The 13,819-nt window shown below is 42.3% G+C and carries 15 protein-coding genes; all 15 read right to left on the bottom strand.

Annotation, left to right across the window (positions count from 1 at the left end; all coding sequences use genetic code 11):
• Positions 1-48: 48 nt before the first annotated feature.
• The 15 genes from QS795_RS03160 to secF all read right to left on the bottom strand — a co-directional run bounded on the left by QS795_RS03160 (position 49) and on the right by secF (position 13,818).
• Positions 49-1,149 carry a PX domain-containing protein gene (locus QS795_RS03160; RefSeq protein ID WP_286272127.1) on the bottom strand — a complete coding sequence of 367 codons (1,101 nt, stop codon included), beginning with the start codon at positions 1,147-1,149 and terminating at the stop codon, positions 49-51.
• A gap of 15 nt (positions 1,150-1,164) precedes the next feature.
• Positions 1,165-3,747, bottom strand: a complete 2,583-nt coding sequence (locus tag QS795_RS03155; protein WP_286272126.1) for a fimbria/pilus outer membrane usher protein — start codon at positions 3,745-3,747, stop codon at positions 1,165-1,167.
• The gene (locus QS795_RS03150; protein WP_286272125.1) at positions 3,737-4,486 is read right to left on the bottom strand and encodes a fimbrial biogenesis chaperone; all 750 of its coding nucleotides are present in this window, start codon (positions 4,484-4,486) and stop codon (positions 3,737-3,739) included. The genes QS795_RS03155 and QS795_RS03150 overlap by 11 nt, the downstream gene beginning before the upstream one ends.
• Positions 4,477-5,229, bottom strand: a complete 753-nt coding sequence (locus tag QS795_RS03145) for a fimbrial biogenesis chaperone (RefSeq protein WP_286272124.1) — start codon at positions 5,227-5,229, stop codon at positions 4,477-4,479. Before QS795_RS03145 ends, QS795_RS03150 begins: the two co-directional genes overlap by 10 nt.
• A gap of 56 nt (positions 5,230-5,285) precedes the next feature.
• Positions 5,286-5,822 carry a fimbrial protein gene (locus QS795_RS03140; protein ID WP_318626837.1) on the bottom strand — a complete coding sequence of 179 codons (537 nt, stop codon included), beginning with the start codon at positions 5,820-5,822 and terminating at the stop codon, positions 5,286-5,288.
• 11 nt (positions 5,823-5,833) lie between these two features.
• On the bottom strand, positions 5,834-6,400 hold the full coding sequence (locus tag QS795_RS03135; protein WP_286272122.1) for a fimbrial protein: 567 nt from the start codon (positions 6,398-6,400) through the stop codon (positions 5,834-5,836).
• On the bottom strand, positions 6,381-7,109 hold the full coding sequence (locus tag QS795_RS03130; RefSeq protein WP_286272121.1) for a fimbrial biogenesis chaperone: 729 nt from the start codon (positions 7,107-7,109) through the stop codon (positions 6,381-6,383). The genes QS795_RS03135 and QS795_RS03130 overlap by 20 nt, the downstream gene beginning before the upstream one ends.
• Positions 7,110-7,172: 63 nt before the next feature.
• Positions 7,173-7,712, bottom strand: a complete 540-nt coding sequence (locus QS795_RS03125; RefSeq protein WP_286272120.1) for a fimbrial protein — start codon at positions 7,710-7,712, stop codon at positions 7,173-7,175.
• A gap of 769 nt (positions 7,713-8,481) precedes the next feature.
• Positions 8,482-8,991 carry a phosphatidylglycerophosphatase A gene (gene pgpA, locus QS795_RS03120; protein WP_108479247.1) on the bottom strand — a complete coding sequence of 170 codons (510 nt, stop codon included), beginning with the start codon at positions 8,989-8,991 and terminating at the stop codon, positions 8,482-8,484.
• Between the two features lie 10 nt (positions 8,992-9,001).
• Positions 9,002-9,973, bottom strand: a complete 972-nt coding sequence (gene thiL / locus QS795_RS03115; RefSeq protein ID WP_286272118.1) for a thiamine-phosphate kinase — start codon at positions 9,971-9,973, stop codon at positions 9,002-9,004.
• A gap of 128 nt (positions 9,974-10,101) precedes the next feature.
• On the bottom strand, positions 10,102-10,518 hold the full coding sequence (nusB, locus tag QS795_RS03110; RefSeq protein WP_036953841.1) for a transcription antitermination factor NusB: 417 nt from the start codon (positions 10,516-10,518) through the stop codon (positions 10,102-10,104).
• Positions 10,519-10,587: 69 nt separating this feature from the next.
• Entirely contained in the window at positions 10,588-11,061 is a 474-nt protein-coding gene (gene ribH / locus QS795_RS03105; RefSeq protein WP_036953837.1) for a 6,7-dimethyl-8-ribityllumazine synthase, read from the bottom strand.
• Between the two features lie 102 nt (positions 11,062-11,163).
• Positions 11,164-12,279: a bifunctional diaminohydroxyphosphoribosylaminopyrimidine deaminase/5-amino-6-(5-phosphoribosylamino)uracil reductase RibD gene (gene ribD, locus QS795_RS03100; protein ID WP_154602749.1), complete on the bottom strand. Its 1,116-nt coding sequence runs from the start codon at positions 12,277-12,279 to the stop codon at positions 11,164-11,166.
• Between the two features lie 5 nt (positions 12,280-12,284).
• Complete coding sequence (nrdR, locus tag QS795_RS03095; protein ID WP_006662792.1) at positions 12,285-12,734, bottom strand: transcriptional regulator NrdR; 450 nt, start codon at positions 12,732-12,734, stop codon at positions 12,285-12,287.
• Positions 12,735-12,849: 115 nt separating this feature from the next.
• Positions 12,850-13,818 carry a protein translocase subunit SecF gene (gene secF, locus QS795_RS03090; RefSeq protein WP_181478017.1) on the bottom strand — a complete coding sequence of 323 codons (969 nt, stop codon included), beginning with the start codon at positions 13,816-13,818 and terminating at the stop codon, positions 12,850-12,852.
• Between the last annotated feature and the right edge of the window lies 1 nt (position 13,819).

Raw genomic sequence — 13,819 nt, 5'->3', positions numbered from 1 at the left:
GTTACCACAAAAGTAACGCCTTAAATCATTGACTAATTTATCTTACTTTTAGCGCATAATTATTGATAATTCCGCACTACCACTCACCTTACCCGCCACATTATTACCACGAGAATAAAGCTCATACACGAGCTCATTATTAAAGCTAACATTGGTTTGCAGTGCGGTAATTTTGGCTAAATCAATGGGCTTCTGATCTAAGGTAATCGGTGTTTTATTACCATTTACCATGACGTACATTTTGACATACGCACCGGCTTGCTGCTGAGCATTCAATAAGTTCACTTCCAGATTATTGCCTGCGTAATATTGCGGTTTCACATTGCCTGATAACGAAATCGTCGCTGCGACCTTATTCACAATTTGATCGCACTGCACTGACATGTTGTTTCGCATGGAAGAAAGCAACTCATTACTTTTGCTACTCGCGCTGTGAGAACCAAAATTCACATAAGATGGTGTGTTTAAAGTGCAAGTTAGCCCTGATACCGTCACGATAATATTTTCCGCTTTGGAGACGATTTGCCTCGCCGTCGTTCCATTTCTAGGATTTTGAATAACAATCCCAATATCATCCGCTAATCGATAAGTTCCATTGCGCTGATTACCCGTTCCATAAATCAACATACGCCCTGTCGCAGTAACGGAATGGCGTATTGCTGGTGTTGGAGTACTTTGGCTCGGTGACCAAAGACACCCTCCCGTACCGAGCTGTTCATTCGTGCCCGAACCCCATCCATTAAAATGGCCTGTAATAGTGTCAATGTAGGTATTTAGTGCCTGCCTTCTTTCATCAACAAATACAAATTCTGGTACCATGATCATATCACCACCAGCAATAGGCATCCCTCGGACACCATCAATATTGGTGACTAACCCTCCACCATCAACACAGTAATTTATGATCCCATTAAAGTTATTATAAAACTGTACATAGTGAAAATTGGCAGTTTCCCCCCAAGATGGTGCACTTGTCGTTCCCGTTAGCGAGGTATTATATTCACCATAAACACCAATCAATCCACGCCCATTCATAACCGTCACTGTTTTTGCAAAGCTGGGTGCACTCGCCATAAAAACGAGCAAACCGCTCAGTAGTACGCTTTTCCATCCCACAAATGTCTTTTTCTTGATTACATTGGTTTTCATAAAATATTCATCCGATTAGTGGCATGACAAGGTTAAATTACGTAATGATGAATAGGCATTTTCTGTGGATTTATCCATATTGAAAGGCGCTTCACAGCGCTCAGAACCACTCTTGCCCCACTTGATCACTATCTGCCCTGACTCCGGTAGCCCACTTAAATAAACGCGTCCGTTATCACTCACAATGCCCGAAATAACGTCTTCTTCTGCGCTATCATCTTGATGCAATGACGCAATGGCGCCCATTGGAACCTGATTTGGCTGCTGCAAGGTGACCATCGCTTGATACCCTTTTAAGGTTTTAAAGTTCGCTCTCACAATAGCCCCTTTGGTTGGGTAGAGATTCAGCGCATTCTCTTTGCTTTCGACGTTTTCAGGTAATGTATTCACATCCAAGTTGGCGATATTTTGCGTATAGTCTGATAAATGCGGAATAATACCGTAGCCATTGGCATCGATAACCGTTGAGCCATTATTCACCTTAGTTCCCGCTGCATCCGGTGCATAAACGATGGCCGCCGAATTGCCTAAATATTGGCTTAGAGAAACACCGCCTGAATGGACAACCATTCCGCCGGAGGCATTGGCATACATCATTTGGCTATCACGGCCATAACTATATCCACCACCGTAGTACCCTTTACTGCCTTGATAGCCCACATTCACTGAGCTTGTCATTTTTTGGTCGCGATTATCGCCACTTTCAGTCAGCTGATAACTCAGTTTGTTATCTAATAACTGGCCATTAATACCAACCTGCTGGTAAGTGCGCCCTGAATTATCATGGCTAACTTGGAACGTACTATTAATATTCTCAATATGCTTATGCTCACTGAAAATGCTAAACGGAATGCTCATATTCACGCTAACTTGCTTATTTTCAGGCCAATTTCCATTACCTTCGGTACGACTAATGCTGTAATCGATGCCATAGTTGATACCACGATAAAAGCCGTTATAGCCAATACCCAACGTCGTCACAGTGTCAGATTTACCCCAATAATCACTGCGCATTCCGCGTAAATAGATAGAGCCCCATTTGCCCAAAGATTGGTTAATGTAGGTTTGGAAACTGCTACGCTGGCGACCATTAAGCCACGGTGCGACGTTCTCTTTTAACTGGTAACCCGCTTGGTTGAAATCTGCAAAACTGTAATATTCTTTCGTTGAGTAGCGCAGTGCGGTTAAGTCAACGGATGTGCCACTTTCCGATAAGTTTTTGGAATAGCGAACACGAAAAGATTGCCCTTGTTTGCTTTCATGATTAATCGAGGCTTGTGCATGCGTAACATCCATGGAAAGCGCCCCAAAGCTACCGAGTGAAATCCCTGTTCCAACCATGCTGCTCCAATAATGATTTGCCCCAAGCAACCCTGTATACAGAGTGATAGCCTTCGGTAAACCATAGATCAACGTTCCCATAATAAACTGCTGCTCTTTGGAGCCATCTGTGATCCCACCATCATATTTACCGGCAGCAACTTCATATTTAACACCGCCAGCACGTTGCATGACAGGCAATGAAGAGAATGCTTGAGTGAATACTCGGGTGGTACCATCTTCCTCTTGTACAGAAACTTCTAAGTCCCCTGCCGTTCCCGTTGGATAAATATCATTGATGACAAAAGGCCCTGGTGCCACATAGGTTTGATAAATAATGTTGCCATTTTGTCTGATGATGATCCGCGAGTTAGACATTGAAACTCCACGAATTTCTGGCGCAAATCCGCGATCTCCTTTGGATAGCATTTGTTCATTTGATAACAAACGGATCCCTTTAAATGGAACACTATCAAAGACATCACTGAGTGTGCTGGTTTCACCAATCACTAACTCGGAATCTAAGCGTTGAATGTCCCGTGAAACCGTTGTGCGTGAAAATTCACTTTCCCGATGGCTGGTACTGTAGCCATTGCTCTTGGATTTGTTTTCCATATACAGAAAGTTTGAACGCAAGCGCCACGCTGCCAAGTTAAAACCACCGCTAATATTGGCATACAGCGAATCATTGGTATTTTTACCACTTGCACTAGAACCACTGTGCTTTTGTTTACTACCATTAACTTGATAGTTAAACAAAAACGCAGTGATCCCTTGATCCAATAAACTCGGGTCTATCGCACCACGGGATTTTTGACGCATAGCGACTTGAGGAATATTGATGTTTAAATCCAACTTGGATACATCAAACTGCACTTGAGAGTCTGGCAGAGCAGCCTCTAAAGACGTGATCGGTTCATCTTTTGGTAAGGATCTTAATGTTGGAATACCCTCAACATTTACCCCATATTCATCCAATAACGCAGGGGTAATTTCCGGCACGATATTCCCCGCCGCATCTGCAGAAAAATAGATCTCTTTTTGCCCTTGGTCTTCTTTATTGATCCTCAGCGTAACCATATAACGCCCCGCCGTTACCGATTCAGAGCGCGTAAATGCAGATAAATCAATGCTATCTATGCTAGTTCCTTCAGGTAGATTTAATAGTGTTGGATCAAAATAAGGTTCTGCCACCGCATTCCCCATGGATAAACAGCACGCCAGAGCCAAAGCAATCGGGGAAATGGCAAAAACGCCATCACGCATTTTAGCTTTCATGCTCGCCCCTCACTTCCACCTTTGTCGGTATGCTGTATTCATTCAATACACGCCACGTAATCGTGCCTGATACGTTTTTTTCGAGAGAAATGACCTGTTGCCCAAAAGGCGCAATTCCATGGGTGAATTTCTCTACTGGCACGTCATAATCCCCCACAGATAAGCTAGCTAATGTCATAGAGAGTGGCGTTGGATTGTTAATCGTGATTTTGCTGCCTTGTGCTGTGATATCTAATTTTGCGATTTGTGCGTCTAAACGTAATTCTTCAATTTGTTTAGGGCGATACAGCATTTTTAAATAGATAGTTGGCGCCAAAATAAATTGTGATGCGGCTTTATCATTAGCATCAGATGCAGGGATCACTTTCAGCGCAACGTAGAAAACGGTTTCTCTATCGGTAGCGAGTTTTCCATCATTAACACGCTGAATACGCCAGTTAAAACGTTCATTGATATTTAATTTATGTAATGGTGGCGTAATCAAAAAAGCCTCATGGCTTTCCCCTTGATGTTCCGTCAAAGGTAAACCCGTTTGAAGATCCGTCGGTACAATTTGTGCTTGAATCAATGCCGCTTTTGAGGTGCCATTTTGTAGACCCGCAGAGATCCCTTTGGTATTACTTTCCAAATAGACCAAACGTTCAGGTGAAAAATGAAAACCTTCATTTATCTCTGAAGCAAACGCATGGCTTAGCGTCATCATCAAAACCCATCCACACAGCGATTTCATTACTGACATAACGCCCCCTTATTCTCCTTCACTGAACCCGAGTAAGGTGCAGTATCACCACCGTAATCATTGATGGCTTGCCAACGCATCGGCGTTTGTACAGAAATGGAATCTGAAATCGCCAATGTCTGATGGCTAAACGGCGCCACCATCGTGCCAGCTAACTGAGCAAACACTTGATTACCCACTTTGACTTCGCTGAGCGTAATAAAATAAGGGGAGTGATTCGCAACACATAAACCTTTCGGCAATGTGTGGAATTGCAGGTTAGCAACGGCAGCATCTGGCGACTGTGCAAATTTTACGGGACGATAAAATAGCTTAATGACTAAGCGAGTACCGATTGATAATTGCGCCGCTGAATTTTCCGTTAATTCAGGAGAAACACCTGGAATAGCAATCGCGCTAAAATAGAAAATTGATTCTCTATCTTGAGGCAATGATTCTGGAGAGCTTTGTAATAAGACTTTCATAGTTTGCTGTTTATTCGCATCTAAACGATATAAAGGTGGAATAACAGAAAACAGTGGCGATTCTTGGGTGCCCGTTGGTGTATTAAATACACCGGATTGAATTAAATAAATGTCATCACTGTCATTGGTTAATGTCACTGATTGCTGAGTGTCGGTATCGCTCCAAATAATACGACTTTTTTCTAGAAGCAATCCCGCTTGTGCTGAATTAACGTTAATGCTAATTAACAACACAAATAAATGAGAGATAAAAAGTAATGTACCTGTTTTCTTAAACATAGTTGAAAGTATTCCGTTATTTTTATTATTAATAGATTCATCACTCAATAAACGGCTCAATAAGCTAAAACGGTAAACATCATGGTGGCTTTAAATGTGCCTAATTGAATTTTCTGAACGTTTTGGCAATTTCCACATGAAAGCGCCGTGACCACTGTAATTTGGCTTCCTTGATTGCTGGTCGCAGATAAATCCCAAACCGAATCCCCGCTAACCTTATTTTTCCCATCGGCTTTTAATCGAATACCCACACCGCCTGAAGAACCACTTTCCTTAAACAAGGTTTCTTTATTCATGACTTGGCTAGGGCCGGTCACAATGACTTTGCTACCACTTAATGTGCCCAGACCGGAGCAGTTGGCTAAGGTTAAAATCACATTGCGATTTAGAGCGGTACTAACACCAGAGTCATTATCAACAATGGTTTGGGGCTTCACTTTTCCATAAGCCACCACACTTTCGGAGAGGTTTACATCGCACGTTCTACGATATAAATGCGCATCAAAGTTAACACTCACCGTGTTTGAAGCAGCAAACAGTTCCCCTGTAAAAACGAACAATGAAGCCATGAGAAAATATGAATATTTGTTCATATCGCCTCCATTTATGGCATCACGACAGTAAATAAAATGGCTGCTTTCACGGCACCTGCGGTGACGGTGTTATTACCGACTTGGCGAATAAACCCTACCGTAAAAGGTTTTTCTCCATCATTATCCCCTGCGGGTAGAAGCACAGAATCACCATTAACGACTGTTTTTCCTGCATTGTAATAACCAGAAAGCTCCTTCACCGCGCCATCTTTCAGCATAAAACCAACGCCTTTGGCGCCTTTTGGATCAGCTGTTAAAAACAAATTGGTATCGGCAGCTGTATTCCCTGTCACTTTTATTTCAGGGCGAGCATTGGTTTCATAGCCCGTACATTTATACGACAAGCTTAATAGCTGGATATCTACCGCATCATTCGCCGCAAATTCGCCCACAGAAGGACGTCGTTTGAATTCAATCAATGAAGGGCTAACCGCAATATCGCACTCTCCTGCATTGTCAATTTCTGCGGTCAACTCTAAGGTATTCGCTGCATTCACTTCAGGTATCGCCACAATGGAAAATACCCCAGCGAAGAGCGCCCATCGATACTGTCCCAGTTTAAGGTTGTGAATACTCACTTCGTCCCCCAAGATCGTTGATGGCAGCCCACACTTTTTTGCCTTTTTTCACCGGGGTTGGGTAATCCATACTGCTAAAAGGCGCTATCATGGTGTTATTCATTTCAGGGTTTAACGTCACCGCTTTTCCCCCCACACTCAATGATGACAATGTGATGTAATATGGCGATGGATTAATCACTTTGATTCCGCTCGCTGTCTCTTCAAATGTCAGGCTACCTTGAGCTTGCTCTACCGTTAACGTCAGGTTTTTAGGGCGATAAAAAACTTTAATCACACTCTCTAATGCAATTTTCACTTCACCTTTCATCGCTGCATTCTGCTGCCCAGCATTCTTTTCACTTGCCGCAATGGCTCTAGCATGAAAATAAAAAACTGATTCCCTATCTTTCGGTAATACAGATGCTCCTGCGCCTTCCACTAAACGAACATCGCGCTGCTGGCTTGATGCCAGATAGAACATAGGAGGAAGCACATCTAAAGTTTGGTCTTGCGCCGCACCTTTGGCGGTTTTTGTCAGATAAACCTGAACCAAATATTCATCCTTCTCTGTACTATTGCGCAGAGTGACAGGGACTGACTGATTTCCTTGGTTGAAAATAACTCGAGTGGCATTGATACCGACCCCAGCTGCAGACGTCGTTCCTATTTGAATAAAAAACAGGGTTGCAAAAACAGGAAGCGTACGGAGTAAAGTTAATAATTTCATTTTTGACCTTCTCGTGATGCATTAAAAAGTGAAATGGCAGAAACCTGCCATTTCACAACAAACTTACTCGTAGCTTACAGAGAAAGTAATCGGCGCTTCGATACGCTGTGAAGCGGGTTTGCTCACAGTTGAGTTCAGTGCCACATTCATTGGGATCACAGCAGAACCACCTTCAGTAAGAGACTTAATGCTGCTTAATTGAACGGTTGTATTTGGTTTAACTTCTTTACCGTCAGCAGTCACTGCCACACCAACAGTTCCTTTTTCAATATTATTAAATAAAGAAGTATTCGCTGCTAAAGCAGTACCTTTCGCGTACATTTGTACGAACTTACCACTTTCACCATCAAACTCTTGGCTACAGTTGGATAAGCTCATATCAAAATTATGAGTACTACCAGCTATAGTTCCAACCGTTTGAATATCTGAAGAAATAAACGTTCCTAAATCGATATTGGTATTTGTGACGCTTAAATCACATGTTGCAGCAGCAATATTCCCAGTTACTGTTACTTGTGCGTTCGTTGCTGACATTGCTGCACCTGAAAAACCTAAGCCAGCAGCGATAGATAATACGATCAGATTTTTTTTATTAATTAACATAGTAAACCCTTATTAATAGACAATATAAAATTGAGATAAATATATTTTCATCAAAACAAAACCGAGATGACTTTATTAAAAAAATAACAAGCCAAATAGAAAAATTTAATTTTTCTAAAAAATAAATTAAGGCGTGTTTTATAAAAATTAATTCTTGCTTGTTATTTTCTAAGCATACTACTTGAATATTCTTACTCGGTATACGCACCTCAAGAGTCATATCAGTAACAATCTGTAAATTGCCATTTCATAATAAGACCCTAAAAATACACCTATGATTAGTAAATTTAATTAGGAACTTTAACTTCACTCTATTTTTTGTTGCATTTATTTAACAAAAACACCCCAAATAAATCATATCTGCAAATTTCACATTTAAATAAATGAAAACCATTCCCATTTAAATAATCAGAGAAATATACAAAACATCACGCATACGTGAATTTGATTAAGTCATTTTTTCTCAGAACAGAAAAACAAAAAATAAAATAATCACCCAAATTTCGAGTTAATATTAATTCTTTATTTTTTACAATTTTCAATAAATAAGAAATAGTGATGAAAGGATAATTACAGTGAAATTAATTTTTACAAATAAGGAAATTTTTATTTTTCAAAATGAAAATAAATTTAACTTTAATCATAAAAAATAAAAGTAAAAATAAAAATAAAAAATAGTTTAGGATAAGAATAAAGACCTAGTATTTAACTAGGACTTTATTTGTTGAAAAAAGATATTTTTATCTTTAAAGGAGGGAGTTAACTCAAATCAAAAAGGCATCACCTGATAGTGCACTAATAGCCAAATCGTCACATAGGCAAATATGGCAGCAATAATGTCATCAATCATAATGCCAAACCCGCCACTGACTCGGCGATCAAAAATACGGATTGGCCAAGGTTTCCACATGTCGTAAACACGGAAAATTAAAAAGCCAGTGAGAACCCACTGGATACTCACCACAGGGATGGCCATTAGTGTAATCCACATGCCAATAAACTCATCCCAAACAATACTGCCATGGTCATGGATCCTCATATCATCGGAAGTGCGTTGGCAGATCCAACATCCAAACCAGAATCCAACGACGATAATAACCCATAGGCTCCAAACAGGGAGTTTGTCCATTAGCAACCAAAATGGAATGGCGGCTAATGAGCCCATTGTGCCGGGAACAATTGGCGATAAACCACTTCCGAACCCCGTCGCTAGAAGGTGCCACGGATTACGCATATTTAATCGTTTCTTTGCTGCTGCTTTTTCTTGAGCGGTCGCCATGGACATCTTCCTAAACAAAATGATCGAAGCCCTTGAGGTCAACCTCAACAGCTTGGTTATCACAAAAATAACGGATCCCTTCGGATTGGGGCTTAATTTGACCAATACAGGTAAAACCTGAACCTGTATGAGCAAGCGCAACTTCTAAGGCTCCCCGATTCATTTCAGGTACCGTAAAGCATAACTCATAGTCTTCCCCACCACTTAGTGACCAAATCCTTGCTTGCTCAATAGAACAATTCTGCTTCAACGCATCAGACTGCGGTAAGGCATCGAGATTGATCCGCGCTCCGCAACCGCTCGCTTTTAATATATGGTTGAGATCGGAAACTAACCCATCTGAGATATCAATCGCAGATGAAGCTAAATTGCGTAAAGCCTGCCCCTGTAAAATGCGTGGTTGTGGGCGTAAATGGCGCTCAATCAGCCACTGTTTATGCTCAGGGTTTTCAGCATGTAATCTGTCTTGCAGTATCGCAAGCCCTGCCGCGCTATCTCCCAATGTTCCCGTCACATAAATCCAATCACCATTACGTGCACCAGAGCGAGATAACGCTTTGCCAGCCGGTACAAGACCATGAACGGTATAAGTTAAACTCATTGGCCCACGAGTCGTGTCTCCCCCAATCAGCTGCATTCCATAGTAATTCAATTGATCAAACAACATATCGCTAAAAGATTGTAGCCATTCACTATTTACACTTGACAAAGTAATGGCGAGAGAAACCCAAGCGGGATCAGCTCCCATCGCAGCAAGATCACTTAAATTTGAAGCTAGGGATTTATAGGCAAGGTCAGCGGGAGAGATATCGGGTAGAAAATGAATACCGGAAACTAGGGTGTCGGTACTCACAGCAAGTTGCTGTTTTTCAGGGATAGTCATTAGCGCACAATCATCGCCAATACCGATATTAACATCACGTCGGTTTACAGCTTGGCGATTAAAAAAACGTGCGATGAGGTCAAATTCGCCATATGACATGGTAGATTTTCCATTTTCGCTATGTCTCACTTGTCATAAACTGAAAAGCCAGACATAAGTACTAGGGTAGACTGGAACCCAGCCTACCCATTATGACTTACGTATTACAGGAGGGAACCTGATTATGTTTATTTCTTACGACGTACCGCAGGTGCTGCTTTATCTAACACACCGTTGACAAACTTATGGCTATCTTCAGCACCAAAAACTTTCGCTAATTCAATACCTTCATTGATAGCAACTTTGAAAGGTACATCTTCTCTATAGCTTAGTTCATACATTGCTACACGTAAAATCGCTTTCTCAACTTGACCTAACTCTTCTAACTGACGAGATAAGTAAGGTGACATTAATTGATCCAGCTTCGTAGCATTGTTTGCAATACCAGAAATCAGCTCACGGAAATAGGTTACGTCAACGTCAGACATGTCCTGTTCAGCAATAAACTCATATTCTACGTCGGCAATAGGATTACCGGATAATTGCCATGAATAAATGGCCTGTACAGCACACTCACGAGCGCGACGACGAGCAGCAGGTTTCACAAGATTCCCCTTAAATAAAAAAAACTACACAGCATATCTCGAACTCATAGAACCGAGATATGACGCGCATTATTTGCCTTTTACAGCTTTAATCACATTAATCATTTCGAGAGCGGTCAGTGCAGCTTCTGCACCTTTGTTACCTGCTTTAGTACCAGCACGCTCAATGGCTTGCTCGATATTTTCAGTGGTTAATACACCGAAAGTCACAGGAACTTCGCTATTTAATGCAACATGAGACAGACCTGAGCTGCACTCACCTGCAACAAATTCAAAGTGGGCAGTACCGCCACGAATAACAGTACCTAATGCGATAACTGCATCATATTTTTTGGTTTCAACCAGTGCTTTCACTGTCAGTGGTAATTCATAAGCACCTGGTACCCAAACAACGGTGATGTTATCTTGAGCAACTTGGCCAATACGCTCTAACGCGTCAACAGCACCGTCCAGCAGGCTATCATTAATAAAGTTGTTAAAACGAGCGATAGCGATAGCAACACGCGCTTTTGGCGCAGCAACAACACCTTTGATTACGTTCATAATCTTCCTCAAATATTAATTACAACCCGCGGGGCGCGGATTTTATCACATTCTTTAGGTAACCGTACGAGTGAATTTCAGCAAACCGCTAAAAAAACACATTTACCATACAGGGCGTAACCTGACGCGAAGGTCATTTCCGACTTTTTCAACATCAGTAAATTCAAATTGAGGCGCATCTGATAATGCGCTTAATTCAGGGAGACTCACTAACCCACGTGCAGTATCCCCAAGTAATTTAGGTGCGATATAGACGATCAGTTCGTCGACTAAACCGAGTTTTAATAACGAGCCTGCAAGCTTAGCGCCCGCCTCTACCCAAATACTATTCACATTACGTTTCGCTAATTGCATCATCAAAATCACTAAATCGATGCCATTATCATCTGCAGGGATAGCAAGTTGTTCGACATTGCCCTGCCATGTTTCTGTGGTATCCGGCGTTGGGCGGATTAGCCAGCATTCACCTTCTAACTGTGTCACTTTATGTTCAGGCTTCACGCGATTGTGTCTATCTAACACAATACGAATAGGTTGGCGCAGTTTTTCTTCTGGGTATTGTGCTTGAACATCCGCAGGTAATTCGTTCCAACGCACCGTCAAAGCAGGATCATCAGCAAGCACGGTATTACTGGTACTCAAAATAGCACTAGCTTGAGCGCGCAGTACTTGAACATCTTTACGCGCCGCTGGGCTCGTGATCCACTTACTTTCCCCATTCGCTAATGCGGTCTTGCCATCTAATGATGCGGCGAGTTTTAATTGAATGTAAGGAAATGCGGTACGCATACGTTTTAAAAAGCCACGGTTTAGTGCCTCGGCTTCTTCCAACAGAATATTGCTGGCAGTTTCTATTCCCGCTTGAGATAACATAAATAAACCGCGGCCAGCCACTTGAGGATTAGGGTCTTGCATTGCCGCGACAACGCGGGTGATCCCCGCATTAATTAACGCTTCTGCACAAGGTGGAGTACGGCCGTGATGGCTACAAGGCTCAAGGGTCACATAAGCTGTGGCGCCTTTCGCTTTATCACCCGCCATTCGAAGTGCATGGACTTCCGCGTGCGGCTCTCCCGCTTTTTGATGGTAGCCTTCGCCGACAATTTCACCGTCGCGCACAATCACGCAGCCCACATTTGGGTTCGGTGATGTCGTAAAACGTCCTTTTTTTGCCAACTCAAAGGCTCGGGCCATGTAGATATGGTCTTGTTCAAGCATCGGTATTAGTCCTGTAACTTGGCAATTTCTTCGCCAAATTCACGTACATCTTCAAAACTACGATAGACAGAGGCAAAGCGAATATAAGCCACTTTATCGAGTTTTTTGAGTTCATCCATCACCAAATTACCAATCAACTTAGAGGGAACTTCACGCTCGCCAGTCGCTCGTAGGTGGGATTTAATAGAAATTATGGCTTGATCGATAGCATCGGAACTGACAGGACGTTTTTCTAAGGCTTTCAACATGCCTCGGTTGAGCTTTTCTTCATCGAAAGGTTCGCGAATGTCGTCACTTTTAATTACCCGAGGCATAACAAGTTCCGCCACTTCAAATGTGGTGAAGCGTTCATGGCAAACCAAACACTGGCGGCGCCTGCGCACTTGTGAGCCTTCACCAACCAGACGCGAGTCAATCACTTTCGTATCTACAGCTGAGCAAAATGGGCAATGCATAGGAATTCCTGATTCTATTTTATAGGGTAGATAGTGTAACTCAGACCTGAAATGAAAAACACCCTGAGGATTATTTATCCTCAGGGTGTTTATGAGACACGAATGCCTGTATTCGTTATGGTAATAAAGACTCTTGGTCTGCGCCTTCTTTCTCGACTTTCGCCTGAATTAAGTGCTCACGCTTCATACCCATCTTCAGTGCTAATGCAGAAGCCACGTAGATAGATGAAATCGTACCAATTGTCACACCGATTAACATAACCAGTGAGAAGCCTTCTAACATCGCGCCACCAAACAGGTACAGCATCAGAACCACTAATAATGTCGTTGCTGATGTCATGATGGTACGACTCAATGTTTGGGTCAAAGAGACGTTCATGATTTCGTACGGTGTACCGCGACGGATCTTACGGAAGTTTTCACGGATACGGTCAGATACCACGATACTATCGTTAAGGGAGTAACCGATAACTGACATCAATGACGCCACGATGGTCATATCAATCTCAATGTGGAATAGAGACAGAATACCTAAGGTGATCACCACGTCGTGAGCCAGTGACAGTACGGCACCCGCCGCTAAACGCCATTCGAAACGGAAACCAACGTAGATCAGGATACAGATAAGCGCTGTTAATAACGCTAATGCCCCTGTTTGTGCTAACTCAGCACCTACGCTTGGTCCTACGAATTCAATACGCTTAACCGTCGCTTGCTCATCAACGTTTTTATTGATGATAGTAATGATTTCTTTACCGACTTCTTGACCCGCTACGCCTTCAACTGGCGGTAAACGGATCATGATGTCTCGGCTGCTACCAAAGTTTTGGATTAATGGATCTTTATGATTCGAGTTAGACAGGCTATCACGAATTTTATCCAAATCAGCAGGCTGACTCAGGTTGATTTCAATGACGGTACCGCCCGTAAAATCAAGTCCCCAGTTAAAGCCTTTCACACCGATAATCACGCAAGAAGCGATCAGTAAAACGATAGAAATGCTAAAGGCAACGTTGTCCCAGCGCATGAAGTCATAGACTTTACGGCCATAGTTCAATTGTTCAACAGTATAATCCTGTGCCACA

The sequence above is a fragment of the Providencia zhijiangensis genome, assembly GCF_030315915.2.
Taxonomy (GTDB): Bacteria; Pseudomonadota; Gammaproteobacteria; order Enterobacterales; family Enterobacteriaceae; genus Providencia; species Providencia zhijiangensis.
This window is presented reverse-complemented; position numbering and strand designations above follow the sequence as displayed.